The organism is Novosphingobium sp. SG720, assembly GCF_012275365.1.
Taxonomy (GTDB): Bacteria; Pseudomonadota; Alphaproteobacteria; order Sphingomonadales; family Sphingomonadaceae; genus Novosphingobium; species Novosphingobium rhizosphaerae.
In genome coordinates, this window is the sequence record NZ_JAAZQN010000001.1 from 2,082,372 (window position 1) to 2,101,824 (window position 19,453).

A 19,453-nucleotide genomic window follows, 5' to 3' on the forward strand; every position below is an offset into this window, starting at 1 on the left:
ATTGCTGCTCCTGCCTGCGCCGTACGTCTTGCCGCGCACGGTCGCATCGCTTGCGGCACGGCGCGCCTGCTTCGCGCGCACCGGTTGAACCGCTGCCTGGGTGTGATGGTCACAGCAATGGCACGCGGGATCAATGCGATCGCCATCCCGCTTTCATTGTCGCTGGCGCAAATTAGGTCGTGGGGATCAAGGCAGGCTGCCGCTTTAGGAAAGTGCCCGCGTCCGGGTCGCCGAGTGAATTTATGGGCACGCGGAGGCGCGGAGATCCTATTTGTCCGGAATCGCCCATACCCGGTCATTTCGCGCGGCAATCAGGCTGCCTAATTGCGGACATCGAGCCCGATGTCCGTTTGAGTACTGTCAGCTAAAAATGCTGGCATCAATCGGCCGGCCACGACTTGCAAACCATTGGTTAGCGTCATGGCGAAACAGCATTCCGGTTGCAGTAATGAGCAATAATAGTCTAGCAATGTGCACCGCAATTCCCAACACACCATGAAGAAAAAGAGCTCTAGTGAAATAGCCCCCGGCCATTGCTGAGACGATGGGAAAAGAAACTAAGTCAGCTACCAGAAATAGGGTCCAAATCCACTTGGCTATTTTGCTGGCACGAACGGAAATGAAAAACCAGAGGCAAAGCCATAGGATGATTGGGACACCAAACGACAGGAGCGCGTAGGCCGTTGTGCCGGGATTTGTGGCAAGCACCTGCCACGTTTCAAGCGCACCTAGCGGCAAGCTGAGCGCCAACGCCGTTAGAAACAGCCGGTCAAACCAACGGATTGAGATAGGGCGCATTCGGGGAGCATATCGGGTCCCGCTCGCTTGTCCATGTTCGCCCCAATGACGGTCGCTGGCGGCATGGCCGCGCGGTCATAAATGCCGACGCTGGACGCCTTCATTCAATACGCTCGCAAAACTCGACGACGCTCGACGCGATGATCTCGTCCGTTTGCCTTTGATGATCCCAATATCTCACTGACCCGTCGCAATGCCGGAGGAGGAAGTTGCCATAGATGTCGGCTCCGATGATCGACACCTCTTTGCCGCGCCACCATGACGCATCGAGTGGCCTCCAATCACCTGCCCGAATTAGAAAGGCGAGGGTCAATTTTCTGTCGGAGTTGATCGGGTAGGTGCGCTTCCAAAAGTTGACGAATGCACGCTCGACAGCCTCAGCATCTTTTCTCATTGTAGCAACGCCCTTCGACCGATGGTCTGACCCGCCATCACGATACCAATTACAGGCGGATTTCTCCGATTTCGACCTGAAACCGGACCAAGCGCTATCCACCACTTGACGACAAAGGCACCGTCGCCGTGCAACGGTGCCTTCGCGCGCAAGAACAGGGGTTGGCGTTACGCCCGAATGGTGGCGATCGCTTCGATCTCGATCAGGAATTCGGGCATGGCCAGCGCCTGGACGCCGACGATGGTGTTGGCGGCGGGCATGGCACCGCCATAGAACGCGCCCAGTTCGGGACCGATCGCGCCCAGCATCGACACGTCGTAGTTTACCACGAAGGTGCGCAGGCGCAGCACTTGCGCCGGGCCGATGCCCAGCGAGTCCAGCACGGCCTTGATATTGGCCAGCGCCTGGCGCGTCTGAAGGCCCACGTCGCCGACGCCGACCACGGTGTAATCCTTGTCCCAGGCGACCTGCCCGGAGAGATGCACCGTGCCGGTGGCCTCATCCAGGGTGGCATGGGAAAAGCCGTATTGCACGCTGGGATAGAGCGTTTCGGGATTGATGCGGGTGCTGGTCATGTCGAATACACTTTCGCGAGGTTGCAACGATCAATCGACCAGTTCGAGCTGGTGGCCCCACGGGTCCTGAATATAGAGGTTCTTCTTGCCGGCGAGCGGGCCTTCGCTGATCTCGATCACTTCCATCGGCGTGCAGCCATGAGCGGCGAGATAGCGCGCGGCCTTCTCGACATTGTCGACCTTGAGGCCCAGGTGATGGCCACCCCAGTCGCAGTTGCGCGGCAGCACGGCGCCGCGATCGGCGGGCTTGTCGTATTGCACCAGCTGGAAATTGAGATTGGGCGTCAGCTTGAGCATGATCAGCCGCAGGCAGGCGCCCGGCACGTTGACGTGCGCGGCCATCCAGTCGCGGCCATCGGCGCCCACCGGAATGTCGGCCGCGTCGATCGGCCCCATGCGGAACAGTTCGCTTGCGCCGAGCACGTCGATGTAGAATTTCGCCACGGCATCGGCATCCTGGACCGTCCATGACACATGGTCGGCCTCGATGAAGACGGGACGGTCAAGGGCGGGCTCGGTCATGCGCATCTCCGGGCTGGGAACGGCTGTCAGCCTAAGCCGGGCCTTGTGCGCTGCAATGGCGGGCCTTGAACGAAAATGTTGCGCGCCGCGCAACATCCCGGGCCCGCGTGCCGCTTATGCGGGCCCGTCCAGCATGTCCGCGATCGAAACCGCGCGGGCGGGGAAGCGCGCGCGAAACCCGGCGACGTCGCGCTCGGCACTGCCGCGCGCAGCGGCAATGCGGCGGATCAGCGCATGTTCGCAGCTGCGCCCCTGGCACAGGCCCATGCCCGCGCGGCAGCGCAGCTTGATCGCGCTGGCACCATAGGCCTGGCCGAGATGACCGGCATCGGCAATCGCGGCATCGACCGCGCCGGCGGAAACATCCTCGCAGCGGCACAGCAGCGTTTCGCCCGCTGCCTCGGGCAGAAAGGCACACGGATCGGCAACCGCCCGCAGCAGGTCGATGAAGCCCTGCATCCGCGCGCGGGCGCGGCGCACCTGGCGCATGGCACGCTGCGCCGCCGGCTCGCCCAAGGCGCCGGCATCGCGCGCCATGCCGATCCCGGCCAGGGCGCCCTCTGCCATGGCGGCATCGCTGCCCGCCACGCCGGTCGTCTCGCCCGCGACATAAAGACCAGGCACGCTCGCGCGCATCGCATCATCGTGCACGGCTTCCCAGCCGCCGGCCGGACCGGACCAGCGCACCCGTGCGCCGATCTGCCGCACGAGATCGGCTTGCGGCAGGAAACCATAGCATTGGGCAGCAACATCGCAGGCCAGGGCCTCCTCGCCGTGGGTGCCGGCAATCACCACCCGCATCACGCCCTGGTCCGATCCTTCGCAGCGCACGACAGGCGCGCCGAAACGCACCGGCACGCCAGAACGTCGCAGCGCGGCAAGGCCGGCTGCTGCCGCCAGCAGCGGCGTGGGCGTCCACAGCGCGCGGGCCAGATGCGCCAGCGCGGCCTTGGCGATCACGGCAAAGGGCTGGGCAAAGCAGACCGCATCCACCCGTCCGCCCGCCGCCACGATCTGCTGCGCCAGCACGATCATCAGCGGATGGGTGCCGAACAGCACGATACGCTGGCCGGGCAGCACCTGCTGTGCCTTGACCAGGGTCTGCACCGCGCCCGCGCTCATCACGCCGGGCAGCGTCCAGCCCGGCAGCGCCACCGGCATGTCATAGCAGCCCCCCGCCACCAGCACGCGCCGCGCCCGCACGTCGCGCAGGCCCTCGCACCCATCGGACAGGGAAAGGACGAAACCGTCCGCCTCGGGCGCAATGCCCAGCACCGAAACGCCGCCCCGCCAGTGGAGCGCCTTGTCCGCCGCCACGCGCGCGAGCAAGGCGCGCGCCTGGCGGTAGGGCGCACCGTCCAGCCAACCGGCCACCGCGAACGTGGCGGGCGGCTGGCGGAGGATCTGGCCGCCCGGCCGCTGCTGCTCGTCGACAATGCAAGTGGAAAGCCCGGCCGCCATTGTGCGCTCGGCCGCAGCCAGCCCGGCGGGACCGCCGCCGACGATCGCCACGTCGTAGGCGCTCATGCCGCCGCCTCCGGATCGCGGGTGGTGATGCGCAGGCCCGGCTCGACCGGGACAAGGCACGCCCGCAGCCGGCGCCAGGGCCCGTCTCCGCGCGCGATCCACACGGTGCATTCAGCGCAAGTGCCCATGTTGCAGAACATCCCGCGCGGCCGCCCCCCGCGATCGTCGCGAAACCGCCGCGTGTCCGAAGCCAGAACGGCCACCGCGACGGTTTCACCCGGATGGGCGCGCAAAGCGACACCGTCGATCAGGACCGTGATCGACGCCGGGCGCACGACATTGTCTTCGATCCGCTTCATGGCAGCACCGCAAAGGCATCGAGGTGGGCAAAGCGGCGCGGCTGGAACAGCGCCAGCGGCCCGGCCCCGATCCCCTGCGCGCTTCCTTGCGCTATCGTCTGCGCGAGCAGGCGCGCCAGCACCGGGCCCAGCGTGAACAGCGAGCCGCCCGCCGCGACGAACAGGCCTGGCGCCGCTGCAATCTCGCCCACGATCGGCAGCTGGTCGGCCGAAATGCAGGTCGTGCCCGTCCAGGTCCGCAGCAGCGCGCGGCGCTTGAGCAGGGGCATGACGCGCGTCGCCACGGCCAGGTTGGCGCGCAGGTTCGCTCTGTCCATAATCGCGGGCTGGTCCAGATCGGGCGTGCCGTCCGCGCGCTTTGCCAGCCGGGAAGCCCAGCCGCCGCCGATCAAAAGGTTGCCGTCCTCGGTCTGCTTCATCGACAGCCGCGCGCCGACATGCTGGATCAGGTAGGGCAACACCGGCTCGGTCCGGTCGGTCACGCTCATCATCAGAGGCGCGGCATAGAGCGGCACGTTGAGCCCGAGCAGCCCGGCCAGGTGCGGCACCCGGTGCCCCGCCGCCAGCAGGACGCGCGGCACCTGGACGGCAAGCGCGCCATCGGGCCCGTCGAGGGTGACACGATAAGTGCCATCGCGCGCCATGGCCATGGCGGTTACCGCCGTGCCGGTGCGGATCTGCGCGCCCTGCGCCTGGGCACCAGCGGCATAGGCATCGACCAGAATGCGTGGATTGGCATGGCCTTCGCTTTCCAGCCAGGCCGCCCCGGCCAGCGCCGGCGAGAGACAGGGTGCCCGCGCGCGCAGCTGCGCGGCATCGAGCAGTTGCGTATCGAGGCCCAGCGCGTTCTCGCGCGCCACCTTGAACGCGAGCAGGTCCATGTCCGCTTCGGTTTCGGCCACCATCAGCCCGCCGTGCATGGCCACGTCGAGCGGGCGGCCCAGCAGGTTTTCCAACCCGCGCCATTCCTCGATCGCCAGGCGGTTGAGCGTGACGATGCGCGCGCCGTCGGCGGCAGCCTGCTCCCCCTGTTCCAGGAAGCGGCGCTCGATCTGGAAATGCAGCGAGCCGGCGTTCTGCCCCGAAGCGCCGGCATTGGGATGCCCGCGCTCCACCAGCAGGACCTTGAGCCCCAGCCGCGCCAGATGCCAGGCCGAAGCCGCACCGACGAGGCCGCCCCCGACGATCAGGATATCGAAGCTGGTGGGTACGGCCGCCATGGTCAGATCATATCGAGCTTTCGCAGCGTCGCGGCAATGCTTTCGCGATCGGCCTGGCTCACCGCCAGCAGCGGCTTGCGCACCGCGCCGCCGGGCAGGCCCATGGCATCGAGCGCCGCCTTGAGAATGGCGGGGCCCGAACCGAACCGGCCGATCAGGTCTGGCGTGTACCATTCCTCCATCAGCACGCGGTCCTTGCGCCCGCATTCGCGCGCGCCCTCCACGTCGCCGGCCCAGAGCTTGTCGTAGAAGCCGGTCTGGTTGCGCCCCAGCACGCCGCCCGCGCCCATCGTGCCATCGCCGCCGTGGACGCGCAGCATGGTCAGGCCCAGTTCGTCCATCGGGAAGCCGAACACGCGCACCTGCTCGTGCAGCGCGAAGAAGGTTTCGGCAAAATGCGTGAAGCGCGGCGTCGATTGCTTGATCGCCACCACCGCGTCGATCTCGGCCAGGCGGCGCAGCAGATCGAGCGGCATGTCCACGCCCGTGCCCGGCGGCCAGTTGTAGACGCAGATCGGCAGATCGATCGCCGCGCCGATTTCCTCGTAGAAGGCGACGATTTCTTCGCCGCGCGGGCGGATATAGGGCGGCGGCGTGATCAGCACGCCTTCAAAGCCGCAGGTCGCTGCATGCTGGGCATAGGCGATCGTCTCACGCGCGGTGAAGCTGGAACAGCCGGCGATCAGCGGCAGGCGCTTGCCCATCTGCGCGCCGGCCACGGTGAACAGGCGCGCCCGCTCGGCCGGGGTCATGCTGGTCCACTCGCCGGTCGTGCCGGCCAGCACCAAGCCATGCATGCCCTGGTCGACCAGCCATTCGAGCAGCAGGCCGATACCCTGATCGTCCAGGCCCTCTTCCCCGAGGAACGGCGTCGTGATCGCAGGGATGTACCCCCGCCAGTTGACCCGCGACCGCTTGCTGACTGCCATTCTTGCGTCCTTGTTCCTGACCTGCGCCGCGCCGGCCGAGCTTTTTTGAATCTCGGCTCGGTTGCCCGCTTTCATCACGACCGATGCCAGCGGGTCAGGTTTCCAACAATGGCGCGTATCGGGCGAATGCGTTGCATCGTGCGCAACGTAAGCGAAGCGCTCAGGCGGACGGCGCAGGAAGTGGCCTGCACAACGAGACGGCCACCGTCACCACGGCATTGGCGATCAGCGCCACCAGCCCCATTTCCCAGTGCGGAAACCACCGGCCGGCCAGCGTTCCCAGCATCGGTACCCACAACACGGCATAGCCGGTCACCAGCCCGGCCAGCACCGCCGCCGCGCTGGTCCGGCGCAGCAGGAATGCGCAATAGACCCCCGGCGCCAGCATCCCGATCGCCGCATAGGCAGAGAGCCCGATCTCGACCAGCGAGCCGCCGGCGCCGAGCGTGAGGTAAAGCGCGATGCCGGCAAACCCGATCATCGACAGGCGCGATACCAGCAGTTCGCGGCCCTCGTCCATCGCCGGCACCAGCGGGCGCACGATGTTGCGCCCAAAGATCGCCCCGCAGGTCAGCAGCAGCACGCCGCCCGGAACCAGCGCCAGCAGCGATGCCGTGCCGGCTAGCAGGCCAAGCATCCAGGCCGGATAGCGTTCTCCCACAAAGGCCAGCAGCAGCGCATTGGGATCGCCGCCGGGCGCCTGCGTTCCGGCGAGCAGCGCGGCAAAGCCCAGCAGGATCACGAAAAAGTACGAGAGCGAATAGATCGGCTGGAATACCGCATTGCGGCGGATCGTGTCGCCGCTGTCGGCCGAAAAGCACAGCTGGAACATGTGCGGGAAAATATAAGTCCCCAGCGCCACGTTGATTGCCGAGGTCATCAGCCAGGTGACGTCAAGCCCCAGTTCTGGCTTGAGGCCGGGAAAGCGCACCGCCTGGGGAAAACGCTCCGCCACGGCGCTGAACACGCCTAGGATCGAACGCTCGCCCACCGCGTCCGCGATCGTCGCTGCCAAGGCGATCACCACGATCAGCATGAGCACGTCCTTGACGCCGGCGGCAAAGGCGGCCGAACGCAGCCCGGCCAGGAACACGAACAGCAGCATCAACACGACCGCGACAAGCGCCGCCGCCGCCGGGCTGACTTGCGGCCCGGCGGCAAGCCGCACCACCAGCGACAGCGCGGTCAGCTGAATCTGGACATAGACCACCAGCGCCACCAGCCCGGCAGCGGCGACGCACACGCCCAGCCAGCGCGCACTATAGCGGTGCGCGAAGAAATCCGCCTGCGTCACCAGGCCGTGCCGGCGGCCATAGGCGTGGATCAACGGCGTCAGCCAGTATCCCACCGCCGCCGCCAGCGAAACCGAGCAGAACGCCAGATAGGCCGGCGCGCCATAGGCCCAGGCAAAGCCTGAAATGCCCAGCACCGCGAATGTCGTATAGATTTCGCCGGCATTGAGGAACCAGAACACCAGAGTGCCCAGCTTGCGCCCGCCTAGCGCCCAATCCTCCATGCTGCGCGCGCGTTGCTGCCGGCGGCGGCCGTAGAGCATTGAACCGGCCACGGTGCCGCCCACGATCAGCAGGATCAGCGCCAGGATCATGCGCGTGCCCCGCCCTTGCGATCGATGCGATAGCGCAGCGCCAGCACCAGCGTGGCGAACACGATGCCCGCCATCTGCCAGGCCATGCCGAACGGCAATCCCAGCGGCCGCAGGCTCACCCCATTGGCCCAGGGCGCCAGGCCGAGCTGCCACACGAAGGGCAGCAAAAGCAGGCAATCGGCTTTGCGCAGGCCGCCATCGGCGTTCGGGTTGTCCACGGAATCTGTCATGCTGGCGGCCCTGGTTGTCTCGCGATCAGCCTGACCAAGCCGGCCGTTGCATTCAATGACGAATTCTGCGCGCAACCGTTGCGATCAAACGAACGTTCGCGCGCCGTCGGTTCAGCTCTCGCGCCGCACCGGCTTGTTCCACTGGCGCAGCTGCGCCTCGATCCGCTTGAGCAGCCGCAGCGGCGCGCCTTCCAGCTGGCGGCCGGAACGCAGGACCAGACTAGTGGTCGTTTCCTCGATCGAATCGTCGGAGATCGGCACGCTCACCATCGTGCCTTCGATCAGTTCCGACCACACCGAAATCTGCGGCAGGATGGCCAGAGCCGTCCCCGCGCGCACCGCGTCCTGCATCACATGGATGGAATTGGAGGTGATCAGCGGCTGGAGATAGACTTTGGAATTGGCTTCGGCGGTGCCCAGGATCTGGCGGATGCGAAAACTCGCTGGCGGCAGGCAGAGCGGCGCGGTCGCCAGCTCGGCAATGGTCACGGTGGATTTCTGGGCAAAGGGATGGTCGGGCCGCATGATTGCCATCAGCGGCTGCGCGATCACCGCGCGCACGTGGATTTTCATGTCGTTGGGGGTGGAAAACACCAGGCCGAAATGCGCCTCGTCATCGGCGATCATGCGCAGGATTTCCTGCGTCGAGCCGGTCAGGATATCCAGCCTGATCTGCGGGTTCTGTTCGGAAAACTGGCTGACCAGCCCGGTGAAGGACTTGCCGGCAAAGCCTTCGCCGATCGCCGCGGTGACGTGGCCGGTGCGCACCGACCGCAGTTCCTCCAGCTTGGAACGCAGCGCCTCGCGATCGGCCAGCTGGTTGCGATAATGCGCGATGACGATCTCGCCCGCATGGGTCAGGCGTACGCCGCGCCGCCCCTTCTCGATCAGCGCCAGGCCATATTGGCTTTCCAGTTGGGCGATCTGCCGGCTGATCGAAGAGGGCGCTACGTTGAGCCGGTCGCCCGCCGCCCGCATCGAGCCGGCATTGAGCGCTTCCAGCAGGTACCGCATTCCGGCTTCGGACAACGCCCTCTCCTTTCATGCCGGCCATAGCAGGTCAGCGCGCGGGATCGAAGTCCCTCACCAGGCGAATGTCCCGCGAGCTCGCGCCCACCGCGATCCGGTACGTCCCCTTGGCCATGCGCCAGTCTTTCGCGGCTTCGTCCCAATAGGACAAGTCACGTGACGCAAGCGGAAACGACACCGTCGCCGCCTCACCCGGTGGCAGCGAGACGCGGGCAAAGCCCTTGAGCTGGCGCGGGGGTTCGCCCGCCGCCGCCGGCATCGCCACATAGAGTTGCGCCACTTCGTCGCCCGCGACGCGCCCGGTGTTGCGCACGTTCACGCGCACCGTCCAGCCCTGCCCGTCGCGCACCAGCGTCAGGCTGGAATAGCCGAACGTGGTGTAGGACAGCCCGTGGCCGAACGGATAGAGCGGCGCGATCCGCTTGGCATCGTACCAGCGATAGCCGACCAGGATGCCTTCGTCATAGCGCGCGGTCGTGCCGATGCCCGGATAGCGCGCGGGCTGGTCGGTGGGGCCATGGGTTTCGTCGGCCGGAAAAGTCACCGGCAGCTTGCCCGACGGATTCGCCTTGCCGGTGAGCAGCGCGGCGATCGCATCAGCGGCCTGCTCGCCGGGATACCAGGCCGCAAGGATACCGGCGACTTTGTCGCGCCAGGGCATCAGGACTGGGCCCACCGTGTGCAGCACCACCACCGTGTTCGGATTGGCGGCAGCAACGGCCTCGATCAGCGCATCCTGGTCGCCCGGCAGCCGCAGGTCGGTGCGGTCCGCCCCTTCGGAGACGTGATCGGCGACGAACACCACCGCCACCTGCGCCTGCTTCGCGGCTGCGACGGCTTCGTCGATCAGCGTGCTGTCGGGCGCCTGCCAGCCCAGCCGCACTTCGTTGGCCGAAAGCGTCGGCGCGTTGGAATAGGCGAGGTCGAGCGCAACGGGCTTGCCCGCGTCCAGCCAGACGGTGCCGTGGGTGACGAGGCGGAAGCTCTGCTTGGGAATGGTGACGACGCGCTGGCCGTCGATGGTCAGCGCCATTTCGCCCCCGCCGTTCAGCGAAAAGCGATAAGTGCCGGCGCGCCGCGGGATGAAGCGCGCAGTCCAGCGCGCCGACCACAGCGCCGGCAGCCCGGCAACGCCCGCCTTGGGGCCTGCCTCGGCATAGTCGATCGTTGCTTCCTTGCGGGTGACGACCGGCTGCCCGCTCCAGTCCGGCGACGCGTAATAGCGCGCGGTCAGGTCGTGAAACGCGCTGGCCGGCATGGCCGGCAGCGGCGCAATGCCCAGAGTGCCACGGGCATAGCGCACCGTAACGCGCGGTCCCAGCGCCGCTTTGAGCGCATCGAGCGGCGCGCGCACCCCGCCGATGTCCTCGGTCTTGACGAAACCGCCATAGCGTTCGGACGTCTGCACATTGGCGCCGGCATCGTCGCCGATCACCGCCACGCTCGCGACTCTCCCCGGCCGCAGCGGCAAGATCCCGCGCGCGTTGCGCAGCAGGACGGTGCCTTCCTCGGCGATCCGCTCCGACAGCGCCAGATGCGCCGGATCGCGCACGTCGGCATTGGCATTGCCGGTTACCGGCCGATCGACCAGGCCCAGGCGGAACATCGGCGTGACGATCCGCGCCACCATGCCGTCGATGTCTGCCTCGATGATGGCACCGCGCGCGCGTGCCGCCTTGAGTTCCTTCACGCCGTAGAATTCGGCGAAGCCGAACGGGCTCACCCCGCCCGGCATCGAGATATCCAGCCCGGCCTTGACCGCCGCCACCGTGCTGCGATGGGCAAAGTACCAGTCCGCTACCACGAAGCCGTCAAAGCCCCAGGTCTTGAGCTGGCCCAGCGTTGCGGGGTTTTCGCAGGCATAGCGGCCATTGACGCGGTTGTAGGCGCACATGATGGAGCCGGCCCTGGCCGACTTCACCACGGACTCGAACGCCGGGAAATAGATTTCGTGCAACGCCCGCTCGGGCACCAGCGCGTCGGTCGCTGCATAGGCCGGGCCGTCGCCCAGGCGCAGCCATTCCTGGTTGTTGGCCACGAAGTGCTTGGGCGTGGCGATCACGCCCACGGACTGGATACCGGCGGTGATCGCACTGCCCAGCTGGCCGGCCAGATAGGGATCCTCGCTCAAGGTTTCGGCCAGGCGGCCCCACTTGGGCGTGCGGATGATATTGATCGTGGGCGCGAGGACGACATTGCGCCCTTTCCCGGCATGCTCGGTGCCCAGCGCCTGGCCATAGGCCTGCATCAAGGCGCGATCGAACGTCGCTGCACCCATCACCGGCGCGGGAAACTGGGTCACGCCTTTCATGCCGTTGCCAACGCCCGCCGGCCCATCGCCCATGCACAGGCTCGGCAGGCCCAGCCGGGCAATGCCGCTGATATGCCCGACACAGGCATTGACGCCCGTGCCATTGGCATCGAGTTCCGTATCGCCCTGGAGCAGCCGCAGCTTCTCCTCGTCCGTCATTGCCGCAACCACCAGCGCGGCCCGCTCTTGCGGCGTGCGGGTAGCGTCCAGCCAAGGCCGATCCCCGCCGCCACCCTCTGCCGCCGCCCACGCGGGCGACGCGCAAAGCGCAGCACTGAGAATGGTACGGGCGATCCCGGAAAGCATGGCTTTCCGGGATCGGGCAACCAACTGCGACCCGTAGGGAGAGAACGGGGTGGTTGCCGCCATGGTCAGAACTTGACCATGGCCGAAAGGCTGACGGTGCGGGGACGATTGGTATAGTATCCCAGCGGATAGACGCCCGGGACGATCTCGTTGAAGTTGATCGTCGTCTGGTCGTTGAACAGGTTCGTGACGTTGAGGTTGACCGACCAGGGCCCCTTGTTGACGCCGGCGCGCAGCCCCACCAGCCAATAGGAGGGCAGCGCCTGGTAGTTGCTGATCGTCGAATTGAACTTCGTGGCCGTCGAACCCTGGTAGCTGGCATCGGCACCGACCGACCCCATCAGGCCCGAAGCGTCGATCGGCGCGGTATAGGCAATGCTGGCCGAACCCGTCACTTCCGGCACATAAGGGATGCGGTCCCCCTTGCGGCCGGTGCTCGCCACGGGATTGTCCCGTGCCAGCTTGGCCGTGTTGTAATTGCCCGACAGGTTGATTTCCAGGCCGTGGATCGGATGCGCCTCCAGCGTCATTTCGAAGCCCTTGACCGTGGCCTTGCCACCGTTGCCGGTGTATCCGAAGGAAACCGTCCCGTCCGTCGCTTGCTCCGAAACCTGGATGTTCGTCCAATCGATGTAATAGACCGCACCGTTCAGGAACAGCTTGCGATCGAGCAGCGTGCTCTTCACGCCCCATTCGTAGCTCCAGAGCGAGTCCGAGCCATAGCCATCGGGAATGACGACATTGGCCAGCGCGGCTGCGGTCTGGTCGTTGGTGCCGCCCGAACGATAGCCCTGCGCGATCTGGATGTAGGTGTTGACCTGGCTGCTCAGCTTGTAGGCCAGGTTGAAGCGGCCGATCAGGCCGTTGTCCTTGGTGTGGAGCACGGGGCCAGCGCCCGCGCCGGTGCCGCCGCCGAACGCGACATTGGCCACCGAGACCTGCTCCAGCTTGAAATCGAACAGGCGGCCGCCGGCGGTGAACGTCAGGCCGGGCACGAATTCATAGCTCGCCTCGCCGAACAGCGCGCGTTCCTTGATGCGCGTATCGACCGTGCGATCGAGGAACTCGCCCGCGTTGGCCGGAATGTTGCCGGTCGAGTCCGCCTTGGGCCAGGCGCTGTGGTAAAAGCGGTTTTCGTTCTGGAAGAACCCGCCGACCAGGATCTGGAACGGCCCGTCAAAGCTGGAGGCGAAGCGCAGCTCACCGCTGTCCACCCGGCGGTGCTTGTCCTGCTTGAGCGCGCTGAGACCGGTGGTGCCATAGGGCAGGCCCAGGAACGCCTGCGCCGCCAGCGACGCGTCGCGCACGAAGCTGGTGTCGCGCACGAAGCGCGATACGGTGCCGGTGAAGGTGCCGAACGGCTGCTTGTAGTTGACCGTCGCGTTGTAGATCTCGCTCTGGTCGCCATAGGGCGCGCGCACCTGGTCGGCCTGGTAATGGGCGGGCAGCGCATTGCCGTCGTAATCGAGCTTGTTGTAGTAGTTCTTCGCGTCCTGGTGCACGTCCTGGTACATCGCCATCAGGTCGACGGTCAGGTCGGGCGTCGCCTGCAGGCGCGCGGAAAGGCGGCCGGCCTTGCTCTTTTCAGCGTTGGCGCCTTTCTGGAAGCGGTTGTCGATCCAGCCGGGCAGATCGGCATAGAAGCCGGAGGCCCGCACCGCGAAGACGCCCGGCACGATCGGCAGGTTGACCGCGCCATCGGTCTGGAGGCCCAGCGAGGCGCCCTTGGTGGCGCGCAGCGCGGACTGGGCATAGCCGCTCACTGCGTCGACGTCAGCCTTGGCGGTGATGTAGCGGATCGTGCCGGCCATCGAGGACGCGCCGAACGTCGTGCCCTGCGGGCCCTTGAGCACTTCGACCCGGCTGATATCGAACAGCTTGATGTCGGGCGCCTGGCCGCCGCCGTCCTGCGAGTTCTCGCCGGTGATTACCGTCTCGTCGAGATAGAGCCCCACGGTGCTCGCCCCGGCGGAGTTGATACCGCGGATCACATAGCGCTTATCGCCCGGACCTTCGTCCTGGACCGAGAGCGCAGGCACCGCATGATAGAAATCGGCAAAGTCGATCGCGCCCTTTTCCTTGAGGGCTTCGCCACCCAACGCCTGGACCGCGATCGGCGTGTTCTGGATGGTGGATGACGTGCGCTTGGAGGCGGTGACGACGATGTCGCCGCCGGTGCTTTCGGTCGCGCCGGCGGCTGCGTCCTGCGCCAGGGCGGGCGTCGCGCCCAATATGCAACATGGCACGCAACACAAGGCGGTGCCGGCCAGGAAACCGGAAACGGACAGCGTGCGCGACCTGCTCTGCTTGATGCTCATGGAATCCCTTTCCAGATTTTATGCTTTTACCCGGCGCGACAGCAAGTGTCCCCACATTCACCGGACAGGGCAAAGCTCCCATGCGCGCGCTTGCGCTTCAATGCAGGCCAATCGCGAACTTCGTTGCGAACAGAGCAACGCACTCTGGGCGTCAGTTGCCGCCATAGGTGCGCCGTGCCACGTCTTTTTCCAAAACGGGCTCCATTCGCGCCGCAATACCGGCGTCACAAAAAAGAAGGGGGCCAAAGCCCCCTCCCCTTGCGCGATTCTGGTGGAAAGGCTTCAGGCCTTGACCACCGGATGGCGCAGCGTGCCGATGCCTTCGACCGTGGCGACGATCGTGTCGCCTGGCCAGACCCACTCCTGCGGGTCCATTCCGGCGCCCACGCCCGCCGGCGTGCCGGTGGCGATGATGTCCCCCGGCTCCAACGTGATGCCCTGGCTGATGTCGGCCACCAGCTCGTCCACCTTGAACAGCATGTAGGTGGTGTTGCTGCGCTGCTTTTCCACGCCATTGACGGTCAGCCACAGGTCCAGCGTCTGCGGATCGGGAATCTCGTCGGCCGTCACGATCACCGGCCCCATCGGCGCATAAGTATCCTGGCCCTTGGAATAGATCCACTGGCCGGCGCGGCGATTGTCGCGCGCGCTCATGTCGATGCACACGGTGTAGCCGAACACATGGGCCAGCGCGTTCTCGCGCGCCACGCCCTTGGCGCGGGTGCCGATCACGGCGGCCAGTTCCACTTCCCAATCCAGCTGCTGCGTGATGGCGCCATCGTGGCGGATCGGTTCGCCCGGCGCGATGACGGCCGTCGGCGGCTTGGAAAAGATCACCGGCTGGCGCGGCAACTCGGGCGAGGTATCGAGCGACTTGGCGCTTTCGGCGACGTGCTCGGTATAATTCAGCCCGATGCCGAAGATGTTCTTGCGCGGGCGCGGAATGGGCGCAAGCAGCGTGACGTTGACGAACGGGATGGCCGTGCCCAGTGGCAACAGACCGTCGGCCTCGGCAATCAGCTTGCTCGCCAGGGCCACCGCCTGCGGACCGAGGTCGATGAATTCCAGCATGGTCGCGGGAAAGGGCACGCCCATTTCCGCGCCGAACGCTTCGAGATCGAGGACATGTTCGCCGCCCTGGGCCAAGACGAGCGCGCCGAGGCGGGCTTCGGCTTCGACATGGGCGCGATAGGTTACAAGTCGCATGGGAAATCTCCCTGTTGGATCAGGTGCAAAGGCTGCGAATGGTTTCGGCGCCATCTGCGCCGGCCGGTTGTGGCGTCAGGCCAGTACGGGCTGGTGCCCGCCGTTTTCGGCCAGGGCTTCCTCACGATAGAGGCCCAGCGCGCGCATCACGGGCAAGTCGTTGAACGTGAACAGGCAGGCGTCCTCACGGTCGGAAGCATTGGCATGTTCGTGCCAGGCCCAGGCCGGCACCACGAAAATGTCGCGCTCCTGCCAATCGAAGCGCTGGCCGTTGATGATCGACCAGCCGCTGCCCTTGGCGCATTGGTAGACGAAGCTGCCGGTCTGGCGGTGCGCCTTGGTCCGCTCGCCGGGGCGCAGCATCTGCATCGAAGCGCCGATCGTCGGCATCACCGGGCCGCCGGTATGGGGGTTGACGTATTCCATCATCACCCCGTCATAGGGTGAACCGTCGGTCACCCGCGCATAGTTAGAGAGGGCCTCGTAGGTCGGCGCCCATTCGTATTTCAGCAGCGGCGAATAGGCCTTGGACCAGGCCATGCCCGCCGGGCGCAGGCCAGTGCCGGCCCAGGTGGCGGTAGAATCATCGACCGGGTGCGAGACAGCCTGCTGCAAGTCCGGATGGACTTCGTAGAAATTGGCTTCCAGCGCGTTCATCAGCGGAATGTCGAGCCCGTCCTGCCAGATGCAGGCGGTGCCGTCCTCGGCCACCCCATGTTCGTGCCAGGTGCCGTTGGGCGTGAGCACGAAGTCATTGGCACCCAGCGTCATCTTGTGCCCGTCCACATTGGTGAACGCGCCCTTGCCCTCCATGATGAAGCGCAGCGCCGAGGCCGAATGGCGGTGGCTCGAAGCCAGTTCGCCCGGCCCCATTACCTGTAGACCGGAATAGAGCCAGCCGACCGCCGCCACCACATCGGCCCGCCCCGGATTTTCCAGATAGACCACCCGCCGCCCGGCTTGCTCGGGTGTGACAAGGTCGAGAGCGCGCATCACGTCGTCACGCAATTCACGATAGCGCCAGATATAGGGGATTGAGGTCGAGACCGGCTGCCACGGCTCGATCTTGTTGGCCACCGTCCAGAGCGCCCCAGTGCCCAGTTCGCGCAGTCGCCCGTAATAGGCCACCAGTTCGGGCGTATCGGCCACATTGGCGCGACCGATCATGTCCTCACGGTACTGGTCGTAACTTTCCGTGGCCATGGTCCGCCTCTGCAACTGGTTTCCAGAGGCCTAAAATAATTTGGAGAAACTGTCAAATGCAAGTATTATCGACTGCGAAGAGACCAGATTTCCTGAGTTTTCCAATGCGGAGCGCCAATGAATCAGCCCTCTTGCCACGCGGCCCCATTCAGGGCCGCCGTCGTCCAGGCCGCCTCGATTCCTACCGATTCCATGGCCTCGGCCGCCAAGGCCGCCGACCTCGCGCGCCAGGCTGCAGCCGGCGGCGCCAGCCTGATCGTGTTTCCCGAAGCCTTCCTGGGCGGCTATCCCAAGGGCGCTTCGTTCGGCACGCCGGTCGGCATGCGCAAGCCACAGGGCCGTGACGATTTCCGCGCCTATCACGCCGCCGCCATCGATCTGGACGGACCGGAAGTGGCGCTTTTGGCCGAAGCGACAGCCGAAACCGGCGCTTTCGTGGTGATCGGCGTGATCGAGCGTGATGGCGGCACGGTCTATTGCACCGCGCTGTTCCTCGACGGCAAGAAGGGCTTGGTGGCCAAGCATCGCAAGCTCATGCCCACCGGGGCCGAACGCCTTATCTGGGGTTTCGGCGACGGGTCGACCCTGCCGGTCATAGACACGCCGCTGGGCCGGATCGGCGCGGTGATCTGCTGGGAAAATTACATGCCGATGCTGCGCATGGCGATGTACGATCAGGGCATCACGCTCTATTGCGCGCCAACCGCCGACGATCGCGACAGCTGGGCCGCTACGATGCAGCATGTCGCGCTCGAAGGCCGCTGCTTCGTGCTCTCTGCCTGCCAGCACATCACGCGCGGCGCCTATCCGGCCGATTACGACTGCGCGCTGGGTGACGATCCCGCCACCGTGCTGATGCGCGGCGGATCGTTGATGGTCGATCCGCTGGGCCAGGTGCTGGCCGGCCCGGACTTTTCCGGCGAAACCATTCTCTATGCCGATATCGAGCCCGGCCAGGTCGTGCGCGGCAAGTATGATTTCGACGTGGTTGGTCACTATGCGCGCCCTGACGTTTTCGAACTGGCAGTCAATGTCGCGCCGCGCCGGGCGGTTTCGCGTATCGGCGGGGAATAGGTCATGGAATTCGATTTTGCCAAAGTCAGCGCCGCCGATCGCTACAAGCTCATGGGTTCGTCGATCACCCCGCGCCCCATCGCGTGGGTCACCACTGTCTCCGGGTCAGGCCTGCGCAATGCCGCTCCATACAGCTTCTTCAACATGATGGGCGCCGATCCGCCGCTGGTCGCACTGGGCATGATGCGCCGGCCCGACGGCAGCTACAAGGACAGTGCTGCCAATATCCTGGAAACTCGCGAATTCGTGGTACACCTCGTCTCCGAGACCGACAGCGCGGCGATGAACTTTACCTGCATCGACGCACCGGCCGAATTCGACGAACTGACCGCAGCCGGTCTGCCCACACTGCCTTCCAGCGCGGTCGCCGTACCACGCATCGCCAGCGCGCCCGTTGCGATGGAATGCCGTCTCCATGAAGCGGTCGAAGCCGGGTCCACTACCATCGCCATCGGCAAAGTGCTTCGCTTCCATATCGACGATGCCTTCATCGACCCCGAGCGGCTGCACGTCGACACATTGGGCATGAACCTCGTGGCCCGCGTTCATGGTGCCGGCTGGTACGCACGTACCACCGACCTGTTTCAGATGACCCGCCCCACTTTCGAGCAATGGGCTGCCACGGCGGAGGAAGAGGACCGGGATATGGCGACACCCCCGCGTTAAGGCCGCGGCCAATCGATCCAGCCAGCCAAACGGCCCTTGTCTTTCCACAATGGTCGCTGTGCCAGTGGCCATTACCAAGCGCGCAAGATCGGATACCAATGGACAGGCGTGTTTCACCAATTCGGTTCTTATCGAAACCCCGTTCTTGCTGATTTTTTCTTTTCCGACACCATGATACGATGCGCCCGCGCAACCGTAGGGAGAACAGGCGATGCCACGCCGAACTGCTCGCCCGCCGTGATAAGTTCGATCGGGCATAGCAAACGTTTCCTGCAACTGGGCAGCACGGCAGTGTGGAACTTTGCCGACAATGCTCCTTTTCAGGCGATCACGATTGGAGCTTGGGCAGCCGATCCGTGCCATCGCGCGGTCAAGTCATGCCTTTGCATCTCACCGAGGAATTGTCCCACGACATCACCCAAGCGTTTGATCTTTCGAATTTGCATAGCGTCGTGCAGCGGGCCAGCAGGCGCATGGGCTTTGACCATTTCGCGCTCAATTTCGATCTTCATCAGCATCACGCATCGCCCGATGGCGTGCTGCTGCACGACTATCCCGATACCTGGGCGCAAGTCTATGTGGCGTTCGACCTGGCCGGCCAAGATCCGGTAAGGCGAGCGTGCGACAAAAGCCTCACCGGTTTTGCCTGGCGGGACCTGCCCCATCTCATCCCCATGACCAAAGGCCATCGCCAGATGCTGGCCATAGGTCGCGAGCTCGGCCTTGCCGATGGCTATACCATCGGCCGGCATCTTCCCGGCGAATCAAGCGGCTCCTGCAGTTTCGTCGTGCGCGCCGAGCGCAGCCTGCCACAAGGCATGCTGATGGTTGCCGAGCTGCTCGGCGCTCTCGCCCTCGCCGCAGCACGCCGCCTCACCGTCGGACCAGCCACGCCGCCGCCGGTCCGGTTCACGGATCGCCAGCGCGAGTGCGTGCTGTGGGCAGCGCGCGGCAAGACGGCCTACGAAACCAGCATCATTCTAGGGATCAGCGAGGAAACGGTCATCCAGCACGTCAAGATGGCGCGTGAATGCAGCGCGCTGCATTCGCGCTCCGAACTGACGTCCTTTGCCCTGCGATTGCGCAAGACCATCTACCCTACGGACCCGGCGCTATCGTGGAGCTACGCCTACCAGCACCGCGCCGATGTCGAAAACCGTCTCAAGCAGGCGGGCCTACGCATTGCCGCCTATCTCAATACCGTACTCGATCCAGTGGCCACGGAACCATAAAGGAACAG

18 protein-coding genes are annotated in these 19,453 nt (G+C 65.6%); 3 read left to right on the top strand and 15 right to left on the bottom strand.

Annotation, left to right across the window (positions count from 1 at the left end; all coding sequences use genetic code 11):
- Positions 1–360 precede the first annotated feature (360 nt).
- The 15 genes from FHW94_RS09265 to FHW94_RS09335 all read right to left on the bottom strand — a co-directional run bounded on the left by FHW94_RS09265 (position 361) and on the right by FHW94_RS09335 (position 16,473).
- The gene (locus tag FHW94_RS09265; protein WP_168555328.1) at positions 361–798 is read right to left on the bottom strand and encodes a hypothetical protein; all 438 of its coding nucleotides are present in this window, start codon (positions 796–798) and stop codon (positions 361–363) included.
- 100 nt (positions 799–898) lie between these two features.
- Positions 899–1,192 (bottom strand): hypothetical protein, encoded by a 294-nt coding sequence (locus FHW94_RS09270; RefSeq protein WP_168555329.1) that lies wholly within the window; start codon positions 1,190–1,192, stop codon positions 899–901.
- Positions 1,193–1,359: 167 nt separating this feature from the next.
- Positions 1,360–1,767 carry a RidA family protein gene (locus FHW94_RS09275; RefSeq protein WP_168555330.1) on the bottom strand — a complete coding sequence of 136 codons (408 nt, stop codon included), beginning with the start codon at positions 1,765–1,767 and terminating at the stop codon, positions 1,360–1,362.
- 30 nt (positions 1,768–1,797) lie between these two features.
- On the bottom strand, positions 1,798–2,289 hold the full coding sequence (locus FHW94_RS09280) for a VOC family protein (protein ID WP_168555331.1): 492 nt from the start codon (positions 2,287–2,289) through the stop codon (positions 1,798–1,800).
- A gap of 114 nt (positions 2,290–2,403) precedes the next feature.
- Complete coding sequence (locus FHW94_RS09285; RefSeq protein WP_168555332.1) at positions 2,404–3,816, bottom strand: FAD-dependent oxidoreductase; 1,413 nt, start codon at positions 3,814–3,816, stop codon at positions 2,404–2,406.
- Complete coding sequence (locus FHW94_RS09290) at positions 3,813–4,115, bottom strand: (2Fe-2S)-binding protein (RefSeq protein WP_168555333.1); 303 nt, start codon at positions 4,113–4,115, stop codon at positions 3,813–3,815. The genes FHW94_RS09285 and FHW94_RS09290 overlap by 4 nt, the downstream gene beginning before the upstream one ends.
- Complete coding sequence (locus tag FHW94_RS09295) at positions 4,112–5,335, bottom strand: FAD-dependent oxidoreductase (RefSeq protein WP_168555334.1); 1,224 nt, start codon at positions 5,333–5,335, stop codon at positions 4,112–4,114. The genes FHW94_RS09290 and FHW94_RS09295 overlap by 4 nt, the downstream gene beginning before the upstream one ends.
- Positions 5,336–5,337: 2 nt before the next feature.
- Positions 5,338–6,264, bottom strand: a complete 927-nt coding sequence (locus tag FHW94_RS09300; protein ID WP_168555335.1) for a dihydrodipicolinate synthase family protein — start codon at positions 6,262–6,264, stop codon at positions 5,338–5,340.
- Between the two features lie 160 nt (positions 6,265–6,424).
- Entirely contained in the window at positions 6,425–7,870 is a 1,446-nt protein-coding gene (locus tag FHW94_RS09305; protein ID WP_168555336.1) for a sodium:solute symporter family protein, read from the bottom strand.
- Complete coding sequence (locus FHW94_RS09310; protein WP_168555337.1) at positions 7,867–8,100, bottom strand: DUF3311 domain-containing protein; 234 nt, start codon at positions 8,098–8,100, stop codon at positions 7,867–7,869. Before FHW94_RS09310 ends, FHW94_RS09305 begins: the two co-directional genes overlap by 4 nt.
- Positions 8,101–8,211: 111 nt before the next feature.
- The gene (locus tag FHW94_RS09315; protein WP_246865941.1) at positions 8,212–9,129 is read right to left on the bottom strand and encodes a LysR family transcriptional regulator; all 918 of its coding nucleotides are present in this window, start codon (positions 9,127–9,129) and stop codon (positions 8,212–8,214) included.
- Positions 9,130–9,160: 31 nt separating this feature from the next.
- Entirely contained in the window at positions 9,161–11,746 is a 2,586-nt protein-coding gene (locus tag FHW94_RS09320) for a glycoside hydrolase family 3 C-terminal domain-containing protein (protein ID WP_168555338.1), read from the bottom strand.
- A 65-nt stretch (positions 11,747–11,811) separates the two neighbouring features.
- Positions 11,812–14,064, bottom strand: a complete 2,253-nt coding sequence (locus FHW94_RS09325; protein ID WP_168555339.1) for a TonB-dependent receptor — start codon at positions 14,062–14,064, stop codon at positions 11,812–11,814.
- Positions 14,065–14,346: 282 nt separating this feature from the next.
- The gene (locus FHW94_RS09330; protein WP_168555340.1) at positions 14,347–15,270 is read right to left on the bottom strand and encodes a fumarylacetoacetate hydrolase family protein; all 924 of its coding nucleotides are present in this window, start codon (positions 15,268–15,270) and stop codon (positions 14,347–14,349) included.
- Between the two features lie 75 nt (positions 15,271–15,345).
- Positions 15,346–16,473 (bottom strand): cupin domain-containing protein, encoded by a 1,128-nt coding sequence (locus FHW94_RS09335; protein ID WP_168555341.1) that lies wholly within the window; start codon positions 16,471–16,473, stop codon positions 15,346–15,348.
- Between the two features lie 117 nt (positions 16,474–16,590).
- Between FHW94_RS09335 and FHW94_RS09340 the strand changes: the two genes are divergently transcribed.
- The 3 genes from FHW94_RS09340 to FHW94_RS23025 all read left to right on the top strand — a co-directional run bounded on the left by FHW94_RS09340 (position 16,591) and on the right by FHW94_RS23025 (position 19,445).
- Positions 16,591–17,547 carry a carbon-nitrogen hydrolase family protein gene (locus tag FHW94_RS09340; protein ID WP_168555342.1) on the top strand — a complete coding sequence of 319 codons (957 nt, stop codon included), beginning with the start codon at positions 16,591–16,593 and terminating at the stop codon, positions 17,545–17,547.
- 3 nt (positions 17,548–17,550) lie between these two features.
- Positions 17,551–18,213: a flavin reductase family protein gene (locus FHW94_RS09345; protein ID WP_168555343.1), complete on the top strand. Its 663-nt coding sequence runs from the start codon at positions 17,551–17,553 to the stop codon at positions 18,211–18,213.
- 377 nt (positions 18,214–18,590) lie between these two features.
- Positions 18,591–19,445 (top strand): LuxR family transcriptional regulator, encoded by an 855-nt coding sequence (locus FHW94_RS23025; RefSeq protein ID WP_210425495.1) that lies wholly within the window; start codon positions 18,591–18,593, stop codon positions 19,443–19,445.
- Positions 19,446–19,453 lie beyond the last annotated feature (8 nt).